Source organism: Peribacillus sp. FSL P2-0133 (assembly GCF_037975445.1).
Classification (GTDB): Bacteria; Bacillota; Bacilli; order Bacillales; family DSM-1321; genus Peribacillus; species Peribacillus simplex_E.
The window spans coordinates 1,025,943-1,044,790 of sequence record NZ_CP150254.1 but is presented as its reverse complement, the minus strand read 5'-3'; the positions used below and the strand labels follow the sequence as shown (position 1 = coordinate 1,044,790).

17 protein-coding genes and 1 pseudogene are annotated in these 18,848 nt (G+C 37.3%); 9 read left to right on the top strand and 9 right to left on the bottom strand.

What is annotated here, in order from left to right; genetic code table 11:
• Positions 1-31: 31 nt before the first annotated feature.
• From MKY17_RS04975 to pcp, 3 genes are read left to right on the top strand one after another with little or no spacing between them, the layout of a single operon-like run.
• The gene (locus tag MKY17_RS04975) at positions 32-706 is read left to right on the top strand and encodes a DUF969 domain-containing protein (RefSeq protein WP_098178254.1); all 675 of its coding nucleotides are present in this window, start codon (positions 32-34) and stop codon (positions 704-706) included.
• Positions 707-741: 35 nt separating this feature from the next.
• Positions 742-1,704, top strand: coding sequence for a DUF979 domain-containing protein (locus MKY17_RS04970; protein ID WP_098373237.1), 963 nt, complete (start codon positions 742-744; stop codon positions 1,702-1,704).
• An 11-nt stretch (positions 1,705-1,715) separates the two neighbouring features.
• A complete protein-coding gene (gene pcp, locus MKY17_RS04965; protein ID WP_098373238.1) occupies positions 1,716-2,363 on the top strand; it encodes a pyroglutamyl-peptidase I in 648 nt (215 codons plus the stop codon).
• Between the two features lie 209 nt (positions 2,364-2,572).
• Here the strand turns inward: pcp and MKY17_RS04960 are convergent, their stop codons facing one another.
• The 5 genes from MKY17_RS04960 to MKY17_RS04940 form a co-directional block, all read right to left on the bottom strand.
• A complete protein-coding gene (locus MKY17_RS04960; RefSeq protein WP_098373239.1) occupies positions 2,573-2,965 on the bottom strand; it encodes a GNAT family N-acetyltransferase in 393 nt (130 codons plus the stop codon).
• Between the two features lie 439 nt (positions 2,966-3,404).
• Positions 3,405-3,959 (bottom strand): GNAT family N-acetyltransferase, encoded by a 555-nt coding sequence (locus tag MKY17_RS04955; protein WP_098373240.1) that lies wholly within the window; start codon positions 3,957-3,959, stop codon positions 3,405-3,407.
• Positions 3,960-4,388: 429 nt separating this feature from the next.
• Positions 4,389-4,829, bottom strand: coding sequence for an SRPBCC family protein (locus tag MKY17_RS04950; protein ID WP_339201428.1), 441 nt, complete (start codon positions 4,827-4,829; stop codon positions 4,389-4,391).
• Positions 4,830-5,159: 330 nt separating this feature from the next.
• The gene (locus tag MKY17_RS04945; protein ID WP_098373318.1) at positions 5,160-5,669 is read right to left on the bottom strand and encodes a hypothetical protein; all 510 of its coding nucleotides are present in this window, start codon (positions 5,667-5,669) and stop codon (positions 5,160-5,162) included.
• 119 nt (positions 5,670-5,788) lie between these two features.
• Positions 5,789-6,259 (bottom strand): DinB family protein, encoded by a 471-nt coding sequence (locus MKY17_RS04940; protein ID WP_098373395.1) that lies wholly within the window; start codon positions 6,257-6,259, stop codon positions 5,789-5,791.
• 347 nt (positions 6,260-6,606) lie between these two features.
• On the opposite strand from MKY17_RS04940, the gene MKY17_RS04935 reads away from it, so the two are divergent.
• The 4 genes from MKY17_RS04935 (at position 6,607) to MKY17_RS04920 (ending at position 11,036) form a co-directional block, all read left to right on the top strand.
• Positions 6,607-7,137, top strand: coding sequence for a sigma-70 family RNA polymerase sigma factor (locus tag MKY17_RS04935; RefSeq protein ID WP_286177217.1), 531 nt, complete (start codon positions 6,607-6,609; stop codon positions 7,135-7,137).
• A complete protein-coding gene (locus tag MKY17_RS04930; RefSeq protein ID WP_098373320.1) occupies positions 7,127-7,546 on the top strand; it encodes a PadR family transcriptional regulator in 420 nt (139 codons plus the stop codon). The genes MKY17_RS04935 and MKY17_RS04930 overlap by 11 nt, the downstream gene beginning before the upstream one ends.
• Positions 7,543-8,817: an FtsW/RodA/SpoVE family cell cycle protein gene (locus MKY17_RS04925; protein ID WP_098373321.1), complete on the top strand. Its 1,275-nt coding sequence runs from the start codon at positions 7,543-7,545 to the stop codon at positions 8,815-8,817. Before MKY17_RS04930 ends, MKY17_RS04925 begins: the two co-directional genes overlap by 4 nt.
• Positions 8,818-10,526: 1,709 nt before the next feature.
• Positions 10,527-11,036, top strand: a complete 510-nt coding sequence (locus tag MKY17_RS04920) for a DoxX family protein (protein WP_098373324.1) — start codon at positions 10,527-10,529, stop codon at positions 11,034-11,036.
• Positions 11,037-11,548: 512 nt separating this feature from the next.
• On the opposite strand, the gene MKY17_RS04915 is transcribed toward MKY17_RS04920, so the two are convergent.
• The 3 genes from MKY17_RS04915 to MKY17_RS04905 form a co-directional block, all read right to left on the bottom strand.
• Positions 11,549-12,238, bottom strand: coding sequence for a TetR/AcrR family transcriptional regulator (locus tag MKY17_RS04915; RefSeq protein WP_098373325.1), 690 nt, complete (start codon positions 12,236-12,238; stop codon positions 11,549-11,551).
• Positions 12,239-12,555: 317 nt separating this feature from the next.
• A complete protein-coding gene (locus tag MKY17_RS04910; RefSeq protein ID WP_098373326.1) occupies positions 12,556-13,848 on the bottom strand; it encodes an MFS transporter in 1,293 nt (430 codons plus the stop codon).
• Between the two features lie 26 nt (positions 13,849-13,874).
• Positions 13,875-15,920 carry a CocE/NonD family hydrolase gene (locus MKY17_RS04905; RefSeq protein ID WP_098373327.1) on the bottom strand — a complete coding sequence of 682 codons (2,046 nt, stop codon included), beginning with the start codon at positions 15,918-15,920 and terminating at the stop codon, positions 13,875-13,877.
• A 593-nt stretch (positions 15,921-16,513) separates the two neighbouring features.
• Between MKY17_RS04905 and MKY17_RS04900 the strand changes: the two are divergent.
• A pseudogene (locus tag MKY17_RS04900) lies at positions 16,514-17,113 on the top strand (LysR substrate-binding domain-containing protein); the annotation flags it as partial.
• Positions 17,114-17,236: 123 nt separating this feature from the next.
• On the opposite strand, the gene MKY17_RS04895 reads toward MKY17_RS04900, so the two are convergent.
• Positions 17,237-17,599 carry a group 1 truncated hemoglobin gene (locus tag MKY17_RS04895; protein ID WP_098373329.1) on the bottom strand — a complete coding sequence of 121 codons (363 nt, stop codon included), beginning with the start codon at positions 17,597-17,599 and terminating at the stop codon, positions 17,237-17,239.
• A gap of 460 nt (positions 17,600-18,059) precedes the next feature.
• Between MKY17_RS04895 and MKY17_RS04890 the strand changes: the two genes are divergently transcribed.
• Positions 18,060-18,272: a hypothetical protein gene (locus MKY17_RS04890; protein ID WP_098373330.1), complete on the top strand. Its 213-nt coding sequence runs from the start codon at positions 18,060-18,062 to the stop codon at positions 18,270-18,272.
• Positions 18,273-18,848: the final 576 nt, after the last annotated feature.

The window sequence follows — 18,848 nt, the reverse complement described above, 5'->3', positions numbered from 1 at the left end:
AATAGTTTTAATAATAAGAAAGGGGATATGTATGGTTCTAATTGGTGTTCTTTTAATCATGATTGGCTTCGTACTTAGATTCAATTCGGCAGTTGTGGTAACGATTTCAGCACTCGTTACGGGAATGATTGCAGGTATTCCCATTACTAGTATTATTACGCAATTTGGCGAAGCATTTACAACTAACAGGTACATGTCTATTCTCATAGTCACGCTTCCCGTTATTGGGCTGCTTGAAAAAAATGGTCTCCAGCAGCAAGCTTCAAAGGTTGTATCAAAAATTAAAGCCATCACAGTTGGCCGGGTATTGACCATGTATTTATTGATCAGGGAAGTCGGAGCTGCTCTTGGTTTAAACAGCCTTGGTGGTCATCCGCAGACTGTACGTCCGCTGATTGCCCCAATGGCAGAAGGGGCTGCTCTAACAAAATATGGTAAGCTACCGGAGAAAGAGCAACAGGAAATCCGTGCACACGCTGCCGCTACCGATAATATCGGCTTGTTTTTCGGAGAAGATATTTTCGTGGCGGTTGGTGCAATTCTATTGATGAATGGATTTTTTGAACAGAACAATATACCTGCTGACCCAATATCAATGGCGTTATGGGGAATTCCTACTGCCATCTTTGCTTTTATTGTACACGCCATTCGCCTCCGTATGTTTGATAAAAAGCTGGATAAACGTTTGGGCAGTCGTGGCCAATAATGATAAACACTCCAAAGAGAAAGTGAGCATCTATTATGATATTCTCAGTTGAAATGATTTACGTATTGATGGGCATCATTGTTCTAGGCTGCTCCCTATATATTTTCACTGATCGGACGAACAGCCGCCGGTTGACTACGGGAAGCTTTTACTTGATTTATTCAATTACATTAATGTTCGGCCAAATTATTCCGCCATTTTACATTGGGCTTATGGTTATTATTATGGTTTTAATCATTGCAGGTGGCGGGTTAAAGAAAAGCGAACATGTTGAAGAAAGCATTACTGTAAAGGAAGAGCGAAGAAAACGGCTTGGCGGCCGTCTTTTCCTACCCGCCATCTTGATTCCTATTTTAACCTTAGCTGGTTCTAAGCTGCTAGACGGTGTTAAAATTGGCGGAAAGGCTTTGCTGGATCCATCTAATGTAACGATGGTTGCTTTAGGTCTGGCGTGTTTGACTGCCATTATTTTTGCGATGGTGATGACACGCGGAACACCTACAGGAGCTGTGAAAGAATCACGTCGCCTGCTAGAATCTATTGGTTGGGCTGTATTGCTGCCACAGCTACTTGCAACATTGGGAACCATTTACACAAATGCAGGGGTTGGTACAGTCGTTTCCAAAGCTGTAACAGCAATCATTCCCGAAGGTTCGCTATTTTGGATTGTGGTCATTTTCTGTCTCGGCATGGCTATATTCACTATGATCATGGGGAACGCCTTTGCTGCCTTCCCGGTTATGGCTGCAGGTATCGCCATTCCTTTTCTGATTAACCAATTTGACGCTAATCCAAATCATATAGCTGCCATATCTATGTTTGCGGGTTATTGTGGAACATTAATGACGCCAATGGCTGCCAACTTTAATATTGTGCCGGCAGCCTTGCTGGACTTGAAAGATAAAAACCATGTCATAAAAGTTCAAGTTCCAACAGCTTTGGCAGTATTAGCTTTCAATATCGTACTTATGTACTTACTTGTTTCATTAGGAGTATAGGAGGGATCTTCATGAAGCAAAAAGTGTTATTAACCGGGTTTGAGCCCTTTGGCGGAGAAAGAGTAAACCCTTCCTGGGAAGCAGTAAAACAGTTACATGGAGAAGTTATTGAGGATGTGACTCTAGTTGCTGAACAAATCCCAACTGTATTCGGGAAATCAGTTGCAGTAATGGAGCAGCTTATCCAGCAGCATAATCCTGACATCGTTATCTGTGTAGGACAAGCCGGGGGTCGGCTTCACATCACACCTGAAAGGGTGGCAATCAATATGGATGATGCTAGAATCCCAGACAATCAGGGAAACCAGCCTATTGATGAGCCTATTACAGACAAAGGGCCAGTAGCCTATTGGTCTACGATCCCCATCAAAAGAATTGTCGAAAACATGAAGGAAAGCAACATTCCTGCATCGGTATCCCATACCGCCGGAACATTTGTATGCAACCATATCTTCTATGGATTAATGGACTATATCACCCGAACCTCATCAAGCATCCGGGGTGGATTTATCCATATTCCTTTCATTCCGGAGCAAACTATTAATAAAGAAGCGCCTAGCTTAAGCCTTGAGACAATTGTTAAGGGCATAAAAATAGCTGCTGTCACAGCTGCTAAATATGAATCGGATATTCATACAGTAGGCGGGACGACCCATTAATTGTACCGTTTTTTTAAAATTTGACCGATTTACTTGTTTTGGTTATAATTCATGATTGGCCTCATGTTTATGATGTTTTTGTCCTTTTCGCTTACGAGCTTGGGACACTTTCATCATATCAAGAGGTCTTTTTGTGTTCAAATCTCATTCATTAATAATTCCATAATAAAAGGAGCTACTGATAATGAAGTAAAGCACCTGTTAGTTCATTACTGTTTTTTCCATAACCCACCTGAACAGGGAGTAAAGCCACAGGTTTCATAAAAGTTTTTATGTTTGGAATCATACGTTAAGGTAACAATTGCTAAACCATACCGTTCAGATTCGCTTAATAATTCTCTTACTAACCCCACACCAATTCCCATTTTTTGAAAATCAGGATGAACAATTATGTCTTCCATATAACCATGTTCTAATCCCATACCAGCAACATAACCAAATGCTATAAGTTTATTATTTTCGTTTCTTACTCCAGCCCAAAAGTTACATCGTTTGAATAAGGTTGGGAAGTCTTTGTCTCGTCTTCCCCAACCAATCAGTTCCCTTAATTCTGGTACTTCATGATTAGATATTGGCATGTTTATTATGACCTTATAGTACATTTAATTCCCCTTTCATCATCTACAATAGAATTCAATATTATAAAGTCTTATTCCTTGTACAACTAATCTGCCCCGTTAGTTCCATAATAAAAGAGCTGCCTTAATGATAGCTCAAATTTGCAACTAACCCACCCGTTAGCCATCCATGAATCGCAAAGAATGAAAATGGTTAGGAAGTGTCAATACTGATACTGACCTTAATCCGGTCAACCCAAATCCATAGACTAATTAATTAACGCTCTCCTCTTTTTTTAAGCGATTGAGCAGAGTCTTCTTAAGTATTGTCATTTTTCCATTTTTAAAGAAACTTATTTTCATGGTAGTTGTATAAGAAAAGCGATTCTTATTAAAGAATCGCACCCTTTAACTGAATAAGAAGGGACTATATTTTATTGAAATTATCGTCAACAAACCTCTTCATTTTATCTGTACAAGAACGCTAAGTTTCCAGGTTAGTAATTTTGCCGAAAAGTAATGCATCATAATACTTATCCTCTATAAAATAGTGGTCTTTTAATCGTCCTTCTAACCCATACCTGTTCTTTTCAAGTATCCGTGCAGAGCCAATATTGGCATGCACTACCATAGCATGGAGCTTATGAAGATTAAGTGATTTAAATGCAAAATCACTTATCAATGCAACAACCTCTGTTCCATACCCCTTATCCCAATGATGTTTATGCAACACATAACCAATTTCAGCTTGGTTTGCTTCTTGGTCAAAATTGAAAATTATGGCTGTTCCTATAATTGCTTGAGTTAATTTTTCAACAATGGAGGAATATAAATGAGTTCCTGCCGACTCACGTTTTAACATTATTTCAATGAACTGACGAGTTTCCTCCAAAGTACTCATCAAATTCCAGCCAATAAATCGTGAAACCTCTTGATCTGACGCATATTGATGTATCTCTTGAACATCCTCTATCCTTAGTGCTTTGAAGTAGATTTTTTCACCCTCTAATGAATGAAATAAAACAGCCTGCTTCTCCATTTTAACCTCCTCTAACTACGCTTTGTTAATGAACCTCTTATGGTAGCGAAAATAAATGTCCCCAAATAAGGGTTAAATATCATCGAACTCATCTTAGTATATCCTTTCAAATAATTTTCCATATATATGTTTCAACTGTTTCCTCGGCAATCTGTCCCTTTAATGGAATAACATGACTGACGTTTTTAAACAATTTTAATGTCACTTAACAGTATTCCTTATGGAACTATCCTGCCCCGTTAGTTCATTAAGAAAAGCGATTCCGGAATATTTAAAAAAAGAGGCCATCCTTTTTGGACAGCCCCCTTTCCGCTAATTATAAAATTTCTAGTAGAGCTCGATATCATTATATTGGTCACTTCAGAATGTTACCATCTATACTTCAGAGAAGGTATCTCCAAAATGAATTGGCTTTCAATCTTTAAAAAACTATGAGAATACTGCAATTTTACGTGCGATAGATTCCGTTAAACGAGATGCTACTTTTGGAACAGCCCATTTAATAATTGGTGTTAACACCGCACCAGATAATCCGCCTGCATGGATTTCCACCGTACAAGTCATTATTGTTTTACCATTAACATCTTCTGCAGTAAAGTGACCGCTTCCTGTAAAATTATCTGATAAACCTTTTAGTTCAAACTTAATATTTGAAGGTTCATTCCATTCGGTAATATCTACCTGCGCTTGTATTGTTTTTTTAATACCTTTCACACTACCTTCAAATGTCCAAATAGATTGCCTGTCATTTATGATTTCATGTTCTTTATAGGCTGGTACTGTCGTTGCCCATTTTTCGAGATCACTGACATAATCCCAAACTGCTTGTACATCTACTGGAACTACTACAGTATGCGTTCCCGTTGCCATTATGATCCCCACCTTCACTATGTATGTATTATAACTTTACATTTCTACAAAATAATTATTACATAAAAAGTAGAAACTTACATCACTAATTATACATAACTTTCCTTCTTCCAATCCCACAATTATTTGTAGAATCAAAATTTTCCAATCCTCCACAATCCGACCCTTTAATGGAATAACAAGACTGACGTTTTTAAACGACTTTAATGTCACTTAACAGTATTCCTTATGGAACTATCCTGCCCCTATAGTTCCATAAGTGATTGCAGCCTCTAAAAGACACCTCCTACGGTTCCGGGGGTGTCTTTTATTTTTCGTTATACGGTGGTTTCATTCTTCCCACTCATAATCGGGATTAAATTCTTGCGGGTTTATTTCTGCTTGTTTATATGTAACGGGTTTTTCATTTGGCAACGTGACAGTTATTTCAGTTTTTTCTTTATTTAATTCTAGCGTTAGAAAAGAAGTCTTGTTTGATTCTGTGCTAAATATTATACCGGTTAGTTTTGATCCAGTAGATTCTGATAACTGGAAATGCTTTATGATTTTATCTTTTCCTGCTTTAGTGAACTTTTCTAAAGTGAACTTGGCTCTGCCCTCGCCATCGTCACCATCACTTTTGATAAGTATATAAGATCCACCGTTCATCCAGCCACCATATATATGATACTTGGGTGCTTCGTAAGAGGGCACATCCTCTTGTTGTTTATAATCTTGTACCTCATTTTTTTGCTCTACATCTACCTTTTCATTTTTTATGACTTGTTCTTGTACATCGTCACAAGCAGCAAGACTCCATATAACCAGGAGTCCTACGAAGATTTTTTTAAAAGTAAACAAAGGCGTCCTCCTAAAATATGGATGTAAATTTCGAAACCTATTAAATTATCCACCCTAACATTAATGACAGCTCTGATCTTCAGCCAATGCACCTGTTAGTTCTATAAATTTAACAGACATTATACTTTGCTCTGCCGATACGCTTCCCTCACCCTCTCAATCTGGGCAAGGTGTCCTCGAACATGCTCAACACGGAATTCCAGCAATTGCTTAAATGTGCACCGCTCTGCATCGTCATATACCCCCACCCGCTCGCTTTGTTCATTTGTCAGATGGTCCAGAATGGGCTGCATACTGGAACGCAGCAATTGGAACAGGAGCAAATACTGTTCACGGTCCATCAGATCATACCCCAAGCCATTCGCCCATGCGTCTTGGTCAAACGAAAGCAGAAGTGGCTCCTGCTCCGCCAAGACTTTTTTCAGCCGATGTGTAGACAAGACCTCAGCATCCGTCACATGGATGAGAATGTGATGGATGCTCCACTTGTCCGGTGCGGGCTTGAAACGAAGCTCCTCCTCCGCTAATCCTTCGATAGCTTTCCGAATCATTGCGTATCCACGACCATACTCTTCAATCAACGCTTCCATTTTTGTCCCACCTTTTCCCAAAACCTTCTTCAATTTATATTCTTGTTTTATCATAATAATCCTTTAATATCTTTTTCTTATTCAACTAATCTGCCCCTATAGTTCTATAAGAAAAAAATTCTAGTATTTATTTCGGTTTATCATGTTTATAACCGGTTAAACTTTTCTGATTGGATGTTGTCAGGCAAGGATTTTCTACTATTGCTGTACTGATTCTTAAAATGTTTTCTATATTTTTAGCTGTACTTCATAGTAACAAAGGTATAATTTTTAAAAACAGAAAACCTTCTTATAAGTACAATCGTCTATAACTAGGGAAGGAAGTGTGAACTGTTTTGGAGGAGTTTGTGTTGAAATGGTCTCAAATGAAAGATGACAAATCCTTACTGGATGAAATCATGTCCCTTTATGGCCAGGATATTCTGCAATTGGTCTATTCCTATGTAAAAGATGCAGTTGTGGCAGAGGACCTGACACAGGAGATTTTCATCAAATGCTATAAGGCGCTACCCACGTATAACCAACAATCAAATATAAGGACGTGGCTTTGGAGAATTGCTATTAACCATTGTAAGGATTATAGGAAAAGCTGGTACTTCCGCAAAGTTTCGACTGCGGAAGAAGAGCAGGAATGGACTTCTTCCGATAATGTGGAAGAAGAGATCATTCAGCAGGATGAAGACAGGCAGCTTGCTGATGCAGTCATGGAACTGCCAATCCAGTATCGCGAGCTCATTTATCTCCATTATTTTCAGGAAATGAAGCTCAAGGAGATTTCTGAAATTACCGGGGTTAAACTTGGAACGGTGAAGACCCGGATGCGCCAAGCGAAAAGACGGTTAAAAACCTATTGGGAGGAATCCACCGATGGAAGATAAATTAACACGCTTGAAATCGGCTATGAAAAAGCATACATTTCTTGATTTGAAATTCACTGAAAACCATAGAAACTCCATCCATACTGCTATCGAAAAGCAGGATGTAAGTAGGGAAGACATCTTGATTGGTATTTTCAGATCATTGGATAAGGAGAAAAGTGGTTATCAAATTAATAAATCTCTTTACCAGAAAGGCATCCGGAAATTTGAAAATAACGAAGGCTCCTTATATGCTACGTTGCATGAGCTTGAGAAGGAAGGCTGGCTCCAGTCTTTTTGGGAAACTGAAGAAAGGAAGCTCTATTCCTTGGATGAACGTGCGAAAAAGTGGCTAAAGAAAAAGGAATCTAAAAGTGGTTCCGCCTCTGCTAGTTGGCGGACAGCGTTTGAAGGAGGAAGAACCGATTGAGAAGCAATCATTTTTTAGATGAGGTTTCGTCGTATATCCGATCAAAAGAAGCAAAAAAATATATAGAAGCTGAATTAAAAGCCCATCTGCATCAAGCTAAAACTGAACTGGTCAAAAAAGGATATAAAGAGGATGAAGCAGAGGAACTGGCTGTCCGGAATATGGGAAGCCCCTCTGACATTGGGCAGAAGATGGACAAGCTGCACAGGCCGAAGATTGATTGGAAGCTAATGAGCATGTTTCTGTTCATGTCAGCTACGGGCCTGTTTTTGTTTTGGTTCTTATTTAAGGATGGTAATTCATTTTCAGTGCTGAAGCAGGTATGTTCTGTCACAGGAAGTGTAATTTTGGCCTGTGTCATTCTTTTTTTCGATTATCGGAAATTTCAGAGATGGGGCTGGGTTTTCTTTACGATGGGATGTCTGATTCTTTTTCAGTTCCAATTTTCCAATGTATTAGTGAACGGCAGTCCTCGAATTAATATTATGGGTTTATTGTCGGTCGATTCTATTGTGGTTCTGCCACTTTTTCTGCTTGCCTGGGCCGGAATGCTGCAATCAAAAAAGATGAATGTTTATTTGGCTGCCATTTTATACGTTTGTTCTGCCTTTTTGTTTATGTTTACAACCAACTTGCAGGCGACGGTGCTTTATTCATTGATGGTTGCTGTAATGGTCTGGAAGAGCAGCCTAAATAAACGGAAAATCCTTATCACTGCAGCGGTCCTGCTTACTACATGTGTTTCACTTCTGCTTATATCCTTGAAAGATATAAGGGCCTATCAATTTGAAAGACTTTTTGCGTTCGTTACGCCTGAAAAATTCAGTGAGACATCGGGGTATATGTATTTGAAACTGGAAAAGCTAATTGAAGATGCCGGATGGTTTGGCCATTTTGGTTCCCTCGGGAAGATTGATTTTTCAAATGAAATGATGACGGATTTTATCTTTGTAACGATTACCTATACGCTTGGCTGGGCCGGGGCCTTGCTCATTGGTCTGCTGTTTTTATGGATGATCTGGCGAATCTCTCGTATATTCCAAACTGTGAAAGACCCATTTGGGAAAATGCTTGTTTCCGGCAGTTTTGCCATATTCACTGCACAGGTAACTGTCAGCATCGGAATGTCTCTCGGCTTATTACCAATAATGAGCGTATCCCTGCCATTTATGAGTTATGGTGCTTTATCAGCGATGATTAACGCCTGCTTGTTTGGACTGGTTTTAAGTGTGTATCACAAAAAAAATATTATACTGATGAAGAAAATATGAGAGTATGGTACTGTAGCTCATATTCTCTATTTTGAAGAAACTTGGAATGGGTAAAGGAATGAAGATTGAAAAATGCAATGTATTATGAGGATAATTATCAGGTGGAAAATTCCCTAAAAGTTGAATATATAGGAACTGATAAATGATCAGTAAGTCGATTTAATAAAATAAAGAACTAATTTAGATCTAAGTGTATTTTGGAATCAAGCTTGATCAAAATTTTCACCTGCCCCCCATATTCCAGCGTAAATAATAAGAATCCATTTTGAAATAAGATTGATTAAAATGGATTCTTTTCTTGTCGAGCAAGGTAACCCTTTATAACCTCTTCACCCGATATTTACGTTGTTCCATGGATTATATCACCAATTCCGCCTCGTTTACTTAGTGCGAATAATAAGAGAGCTATTAAACTAATTAAAAGAAATGAAAACGGAATTAGTACAGTCCATAAAGGCTGTTGATCAATACTGAATGGGAAAATCGTGCTTAATGGTGAAAAATTTGGTACACCTAGCACACCCGATACAAAGTTAAAAACATGGTGAAAAACGAATGGAACGGATAAAGCAATAAAATTGGATCTTTTGAGGAGCATTAGTAGATATGCAATAGTGGAATATACTATTGCGTTAATGGAAACCCGCAGTGAATATACAAGACCATATGTGAAATCCCCAACCGATAAGAGCTGAGAAAATGTAACTGCAGACTGACCTCCACTGGAAGTTACATAATTTATAATACCTAAGTTTGGTTCTATATACCTCGCAAAAACAAAAGAAAGAAAAATCATTAAAAATGTTATAAAGCACGTTAAAAATGCGTTTATTAGTCCTTTGCTTAGTATATAGATTCTAAGCGAGACTCTAGGTTGAGTGTATGAAATAAAGTTATTTTTTTGTTCATACCAAAGATCAGGCAAATAAATAATGAGAATGAAAACAGGAAAAAGTAATGGAATGAATGCAGAAATAATTGATTGAAATAATTCTATTGGTTCATGAAATATGTACCCATGTATCATTGAAAAAAATGATATGGTTGGAAGAAAAAAAATAATCGATAACCATATAAATAGATTCTTTTCAGAATAGGCTCGTTTTAACTCAACTGAAAGCTGATTCTTTAACATACATATTTACATTTACCTCTCACTTTAATTGAAATATCTGATTTGAGTTAATAATTTGACACTGAACAGTTAAGACTTCCTCTGTAACCTGATCATTAAAGCTTGCTTAGATTGTTATTTTTGAATTTTAATTTCCAAACCTCTTCTTCGAGATTAACAATTCTTTGTTGTAGCTCTTTCTTCGGTTCAAATATCCTTCGACCTAATATAAAAATGAAACCGGTAATAGCAATAATTACCCTAGCAAAAGCAATTATTAATATAAATAGAATATCTCCCATCTATCATCTAATTTCATATTGAAAGTAGACTCTTAATGAAGGTAATAAAGTTTATTTTACCACAAAAAACCATATTCGTTCTTCAACTATCCTGCCCCTCTAGTTCCATAAGTAAAGAGCTGCCTTAAAGACAGCTCCGATCTTCTATGTATCCTTAGTGTGGTCTATATTACCTCAAATTGTATTAAAAGGGGATTATTTATATAATATTTACATAATCGATAATGAAAATCGTTTTCAATTATGTTATTATATCTCCTAGTCATTATTTTTTATTTATAGGGAGGAAAAGTATGTTTATTGATCTTTTAAGGCTTAACAAAAATGTCTCCATTCTTTTAGCTGTGTTGCGTGTGTATCTCGGATATACATGGGTTATGGCTGGCTGGGGGAAATTAACAGGCGGACAATTTGATGCTTCTGGTTTCTTACAGGGTGCGTTGGCAAATTCAACTGGAGAGCATCCGGCTGTTCAGGGATGGTGGGTTGCATTCCTTGAAAATGTAGCCATTCCTAATGTAGAGATATTCAATACGTTAGTACCTTGGGGAGAATTCCTCGTCGGGATAGGATTATTGCTGGGTTGTTTCACTAAAACAGCTGTCTTTTTTGGTCTAGTTATGAACTTCTCTTATCTGTTTAGTGGCACGACAAGTACCAATCCACAACTTGTTCTATTATCTATGTTTATCCTTGTTTCTGCTATGAATGCAGGAAGGTATGGGGTAGATGGCATGATTATACCTACTCTTAAAGAAAAACTATTTACTAACAAAACAATAGAGGAAAAGAAGGTAGCTTAACAAAGAGTAGAGTATTAAAAAAGAGGTCGGGATAAGTATCCCGACCTCTTTTTTTGCGATAATTGTGATTATGTGAAAGTATTTCTTCACCCCACATTAATTTTTTTAATGCAACGTCTGCTACTGCTCCAAATTTCCCTCACCTTTTTTGGAAGTATCACCTGATAATTAAAAGGTATTTGGGAGTAGAAAATCCGATTATCTTTGCTTCTTATCTATATCCAATAATTGCAACTAAAATCACTAGAAAGATACCTATAAACGTATGTCCCCGTTTCAACGACCTAAGTTATCCAAGAAAAGGGCGCGTTTCTGGGGCAAGAAATGCGCTCTTAGCAGACGGTGCCTTTGCATTAGGAAGATTATCGAAGGTAAACAAGAAATAACAGAAATACTAAAATAAATATCCTTATCCCAAGCCTTCTCAATCAATAGAGGAGGGCTTTTTCGATGTCGCTGCGAAAACCAATATATCGTAAATTTGTATGTGTCAAAAGGATGGTAAAAGAATGCTACTGCTGATTGGCATGATCCCATTTTTTAAAATGAAATAGATTTGCGTTGTGTACAATCTCTGTTATATAGTTCATGGTGATTTTTGCAGCCGTTTGAAAATCGTAGCTTTTGCGATTATTTAAAATATTTGTAAACATTCCCTGCCATACTAAAATGGTTAATTCATTAATCGCATCAACGTTTTCTTCTTTAATGTAGCCCTCTCTTAGTGCAATTTCTAAAAAGGATCTCCCTCTTTTTGACACATTACGTTCGAATAGGATAGTCTTTAATTCTTCAGGAATGTTAATCAAATCAGACGGATAGATTTTATAATAGTCTTCGAGTAGCTTTTCAGGTTGATCAGCTAGGTCCATAATAAAAACCGCATGGAAAATTTGTGGTTGCTGAAAAGAGTGATTACAAAAACATTCCCATGCTAATAAGTACTTTTCAATTGGATCTTTTCCTTTTTCAATATAAAGAGCTACCTCATCTGTGTAGCATTTCAAGAATTTCATTGAAGCGAAAAAAATCAAATGGGAGACCTCAGAAAAATAATTATAAATGGTTGCGCTATTATAGCCCGCTTTATCCGCAACTTTCCTTATTGTTACATTCTCTAAACCTTCTTCTTCGATAATTTCAGCTGTTGCGTCCACAAAGTATTTCCACATGCGGCCCATTTGTATTTCTTTTTTTTTCATATCTATTCCCCTCACATTTTTAAAAAGATATAGGTCCATTTCGATTATAGATGGCCTTACTGAACCCTTTAAAACAAAGCTTCCTGTTTTCTTATCTATATTTTAAGTGGCGTGCCAATCAATAAAGTGCTGATGGATAAATTATACCAAACTATGGCAGGGAAGCCGAAAGAACATTAGCCCACAATAGAAACGTATAAAAATAAAAAGCTGGCAAAAAACAAAACGTTTATCGCCAGCCTCTTTACATTTTTGGGGATTTTTAAGAAAACCTCATTATTCTATCACTTGGCAGCCTTTTAATCCTCTTGTTTTTGCTAACTTGCTTTCATTTCTCTCTTCTGAAGCTTAATCTCTTTTCGTTTTTCTTTCGTTACTCTTTGCCAAATTATAGCCGTAATCAACCCAACAATCGTCAAGGCTAATAAAATAGTAAATAATACCTTATAACCGTCTGTACCACTCCAGTGATCCAAACAAGCACCTGCAACAATTGGCATAAAGATTTCTCCACTATACCCAATAATCATCAAGGGCATGGCAACTGTTCCTGTTGTTTCGACAGGATAGTCTCCTTCCACTAAAATAGCGAAGTGCGTTGCCTGTAATGCATACATTGATATATAAATAATTGCTATAAAAACTAACAGTAATAAGATGAAAGAAGGCTTTCCGGGTAATACGATGAGAGCAGCTAAACCGATTGCCAGAACACAATAGCCAATTATGACCATATTCGAAATACCAATTCGATCCCCGATAATGCCAGAGCCAAAACTTCCGATTGGGCGACAGTATTGTGAAAAGTAACCCAAAGCAGCGGCAATTATTGTTGAAGCGCCAAAGGCGGCCGTTGCATATGGCGTAATATAATAGAAACTATTAATCATCGCATAAGACGTTAAAATAAGAATGGCTGCCAACCAGGTTGTTGGCATTTTGAGAATCCTCAAAAGTATTGCCCAATCAAATTTTTTATTTGCCTTTTCTTTTATTTCATCACTACTGTTGTTACCATCAGGTTCCTTATAAAGTAACATAATCATGATCCCTAAAAGAATACACATCACGGAATAGAAAATAATCACAGAGGACAATGCCAGCTTGTCACTCAGTTGCTTTGCTAAAAAGGCAAAGAGTCCTAATACCAAAGCAGATTCGATAACTTTGGCAGCACCGCGTCCGCCTTCAAAAAAGCCGAATGCTTTTCCTTGTTCATTTTCAGCTGCTAACGAACGGACGGCTTTTATTAACGCTACCCAAAAGGTCATGATGGATGTTATACCCCAAGCTGCATAGATTAGCAGCAACACAGGGTAAGGGGGATACAATAGTAAAGTAAAGCCTAGAATCCCTGTCGCAAATAAGGATATTGACAACAAGTGCTTCGTTCTCCATCGATCTGCCACATACCCTCCAAAGATATAGGAAATCAAACAGCAAACTCCATACGCACTACCAAGCGTACCCATTTGTGTATTGGTTAAGTGAAAGGCATTTAAGAATACATCATAATAATAGTTTCGAAAATAAGGCAATGTATAAATCATTTCACCTGCAATGATTAAAATGACTAGAGTAGGTATATTTTTCCTTAGTTTTCCTTTCATCTCTTTTCTCTCCAATCGCTGGCTTTTTAAAGTCCTAAACGTTCAATCTTTTGATCCCAATTCTTATGAAATGCCGGTCGGTCGTTTTCTTTAACATCCATTTCCCCAACAATCATAAAGTTTTCTGCATCAGAAGTTTGCGTAACGGTAATGTCAGCGTCAATCCACCAACCCTCACGGCCAATTCTCATTTTTTGACAAATGCTATATTTCGCGGAAAGAGGATTAGCATTACTTAATGTCAACTCTCGTCTCAAATTGTGTTCAACCGTAACATCGATGTCATCAAAGCGATAGACCCCTTCACCAAATACCCCTCCAACACCATCGGTTATGCAAGTCCATGTATCCGTTAAAATATCGTATGAAATGGAACGATCGACTTTTCCCTCTGAAATCATAGTTGTCGGAGTTAATGGCGCGCTTTGAGGACTCATATTCGGTCCAGATACCCGGCTTCCTTTAAAGATTGGTAATGAAAACTTTGCGGTTTCTAGATTCAGAGTAAGTGTTGCATCCTCAGGCATTGTCCAAAACATTGGCCAAAAAGTTGTTGCAATAGATAAACGTACCCGGTGCCCGGATTTAAACTTATGCCCGCAGCAGTCTAAATTAACAAATGCATTTACCTTTTCACCAGGGGTTAACAAGTCTACTTGATCATGTCCATTTAAATGGGTTAAATTCATTACTCCATAAGAAACACGGGTAACGGCTCCATCTGGTGCCACATCTGATAGTTGTGCGAAGAGCATTGCCTTTGGTTTGTCACTTGTTAAGTGTATTTCAAATCTTGGATAACCAACTATTTCTAATGGGCTTTCTAAGACCTCCCCTTCAAATACCATCGCCATACCATCATCCAACCGTTGGTCTGACGGACTTTCACCCGGTACTCCGGCACCCATCCATTCACCTGATAAAAGGCCGTGATTTAAAGGTGTTTTTAATAACACTCGCTCTTCTGTTTCATCTCTTTCTTCTAGCAATTTACCATGAGTCAATTGATAAGTTTTCTTTAGAACTTCATTTGATGGCCAGGAATCGAGTCCAACCCACTCTCCTTTACTTACTGGTTTAATGGAAGAAGGAGGCATGCTTTCCTCAAGCCATACATTCACCATTGGTCCATCCATCGCATCGTTCTCTTTTCCTTTTAGCCAATGGTCCCACCATTTAACAGCTTCTTGCAAAAAGCCCATTGCTGGTCCTGGAACTCCATCATGAGGGTAAACGTGTGCCCAAGGACCAATAATCCCCTTTCTAGGAACTGAAAGCCCTTTCATTAAACTTAATACGGTATTCGTATAAGAATCTTCCCAACCATCGATGGCTAGAACTGGCACTTCAATGTCATCGTAATTTTCACAAACTGAACCATGCTTCCAATAAGCATCTCTCGTTTGGTGCTCCATCCATTGCGCCATCCATAAAGGCATTTCCTCTAATCTTTCCAGCCATTTTTCACGCCAGCTATCCCCAACAACATGAGGGTCAAGTGGACGCAACTGATAGGCTAGCATAATGGCCCCCCACCAGAAATTATCATTTAAGAGGCAGCCGCCTTTATAGTGGATATCATTGTTATACCGGTCATCGGTAAACCCGAGCGTAATAATTGCTTTTAAATTTTTGGGTCTTCTGGCTGCAACTTGAAGGGAATTAAAGCCCCCCCATGATTTACCCATCATACCGATATTTCCATCACACCAATTTTGCTTTGAGATCCAATCAATAACTTCCAGAGCATCATCTTGTTCTTGCTTTAAGTATTCATCCCTTAGCAGACCATCTGATTCTCCCGAACCTCTCATATCCACTCTGACAACTGCATACCCGTGCCCGGCAAAATAACCATGCATCGGTTCATCTCTTGCCCTTGTACCGTCTGTTTTTCTGTAAGGAATGTACTCTAAAATGGCAGGCACTTTTTGACCTTCCCTAACTTCAGGCAACCAGATACGACTTGATAGTCTAGTTCCATCTTTTAAAACAATCCAAGTGTTTTCAATGGTTTGAAACGCATAAGGAAAATTAGTGATAATTTCTTTTTCTTTATATTCGGTTGGCATTTTTCATCCTCCTTTTAGTCTTTTTTCATCCGGCGTAAAGTAGTCATTATCATTATTTTTTAACTCACTTTAAGCGCTTTCTATAAATTTTTAATCGAAATTACAAAGAAATCATAGTAATTTTATAATCATGATTACATTTGTGAATCTAGTATATCACCCGAAGATATGATGAACAACTTAAAATTTTCGGAATTTTTCGATTAAATTTTCCTTTACAAAAAAAGAAAAGATGATTTGTTCTTCACCTTTTCTTTTATTCATAATGTAATCACTTTTAATGTATCGTGATATATTTATAAGAATAAAAAAGTAGTTCCTGCTTTTCTCCGTTGTGATGTGGTTAATACTATATTGTTCCATGAAAGAGAATGCATTATATTATCCAAGTTAGGACTATGAGAATGAGAATCAGAACAACAATTCGGTGAGGTTGGATCGCAATTATTAATGGAATATCGGGATTAAGAGCTGAATCTGTGGTAGCCGTGGCAAAAAATACATGCCTTAGTTCATGTAGTAGTATGGAATTATTAAATCCATCATTTGTCTGTTTCTAATAACAATATATTGGTAAAATCGTGAAGTTGTTTGTTGGGTTTCTGCACACTTTAAGTACAAGTCATATACCTGATTTACTCGCTTCCTTTCGTGCCTGCCATCCTAAAATCAATTTTCGTCTCGGACAAGGTCCCTCCCATAACCTTATTGATCAGATGCAATCAGGAGAATTCGATCTTTGTCTAATTGCTTCAATGGAGATTAAATCACCAATTGTATGGAGACAGCTTTGGAAAGAAGAACTTTTTGTTATTGTCCCTAAAGCCCACAAATACTCTAATCGTAAAAATATTACGTTAGAAGAAATTTCAGATGAAGCTTTTATCTCTTTAAAAAAAGGTTTTTCCCTTCGTATCACCATCGAGCAAGCTTTTAAAGAAGCGGGAATTACACCTAAGATTACATTTGAAGGAGAGGAAGCAGACACCGTTGCAGGGCTTGTCGCTGCTGGACTGGGAATTTCAATTCTGCCGAATTTAAAGGGGACAGACCAAAGTAAAATAACAAAAATACCTATCAAAAGTCCGCATTGCCAACGGACAATTGGAATTGCTTGGGTAGAGGGAAGATATTTATCACCTGCAACTCAAAAATTCAAACAATTTATTTTGGACCATTCCTACGAAGAGTAGGAGTGGTCATTCTTTTGAGCTAAATTTTATTTAATAATCCCCCTATGGAACTCCCTTTACTTCCATAAGAAAAGGAGCTGCTAGTCAGCTCCTGAAGCAAAGTACCTTTTAGCTAAATATCGGTTATTTATACAAGATATCATCTCTTAATGAAGCAACTTTAGTTAAAGCTGTATCTATGTCGGCTTCATTCACTCCAAAGTGAGCAAGTGCATCGTTTAGATGTTTTACAATGGCATCAAAATGGGCTGGTTGCAGATTCAATCCTTGGTGAGCTTTTGCCATGGATTGTCCAGAATATTGTTTTGGACCACCTAATGCAAAACTAATAAATTTTGTCTGATGACGGCGTTGTTTTTCCATATCCGTCTTTTCAAAAAAATGATTAACTGTATCATCCTTAAGAACCAACTCGGAGTAAAAATAGTCCACAACTTTTGCTATCGCTTCTTCTCCGCCAACTTTTTCATAAAGTGTTTGTTCCATATATACACTCCTATTTTGTAGTTAATAGAAGTATTTTCTGTAGATTATTTCGTTTTTATTCCTTATCTTTCATCAAATCCCTTTAATTGAAAATAAGCCATCCGGCACCATACGATCTTATGCAGCTATCCTTTCCCTTTAACTCCATAAGTGTGCTGCCAAAGCAAACTCCCTTAATGAAGCAAAGAACCCGTAGTTCATTAGCCCTTTGGGTATCCTGCTGTTTGAAAACAAACTCGAAAAATAAGGAGAAGTCATCATCCATTAGAGGTTATTAATTTCTACAAAAAACTAATTGTGGACTAACACTATAGTCGCTTCTCTTTCCTTTTCCTACTCAAAGAATCATAACTTGAACAGTAGATATTAATTTTAAAATAAAAAAGTTACCAGATTGGCCAAAAAATAAGTATAAGAATGTAATAGATTGGATAAACTAATAAAAAAGGAGTGGGAGATTATGGAGACTAAAATTAAAGAAGGAACAAAAGAAATGTGGCGCGAAATTAATGAATGTATAACTCATAAAATTAATGAAAAACATGATTTATCTTTTCAAAAGAAAAGTAATGATAATTATATGAATCTATATATTCAAACAGCAGTATTACACACCTTATTTGAGCTTTCGGATGAGTTCAGGAAAATCGAAAGAAAATATAACCGCTTGTGATGCTTCTGGAAAGGTCATGCACTAAAAAATTCAACTTAATGGTGGATTAGGATTAAACTCTTTAAGGGAGCCTTTTAATCCTAATCCATGTTTTTTCTTTCCAGCTTTATTACTTCATCATTACCGCTGCCGACAATTTGACTAACATCATTACTGTACCATTTGTTTCCCTTCCCTATAAATCCCTCTTTTCATTCCAACTAGAATCCATTTTTCAATCTTACATTAAAAAAAAAGCAAAGATTATTCGTCAATCGAGACAGTATACTAAAGCTTAAAACACCTAACAAAACCCCACCTTTTCCTATTAACAACTGGTGGGGTTTCTAGTTGTGGTTTCTACATCTACGTTAACCGGTCCCTCTTTTGCAATCACGCCGGATAAATTGGCTTCAATGTGTAAAGTAGTTTTTTAATGGAAGATTTTCAAGGGAGTTGTTTTTCAAATGGTACGCTGTGTCTAAAACTATTTTTTGTTCTTTTATAAATAACTAAAATCCTTTATATTTAATATAACTTACTGATTTTTGAATCGAATGAAGCTCGGTATAGCTTTATAATTAACTAAAATTATTG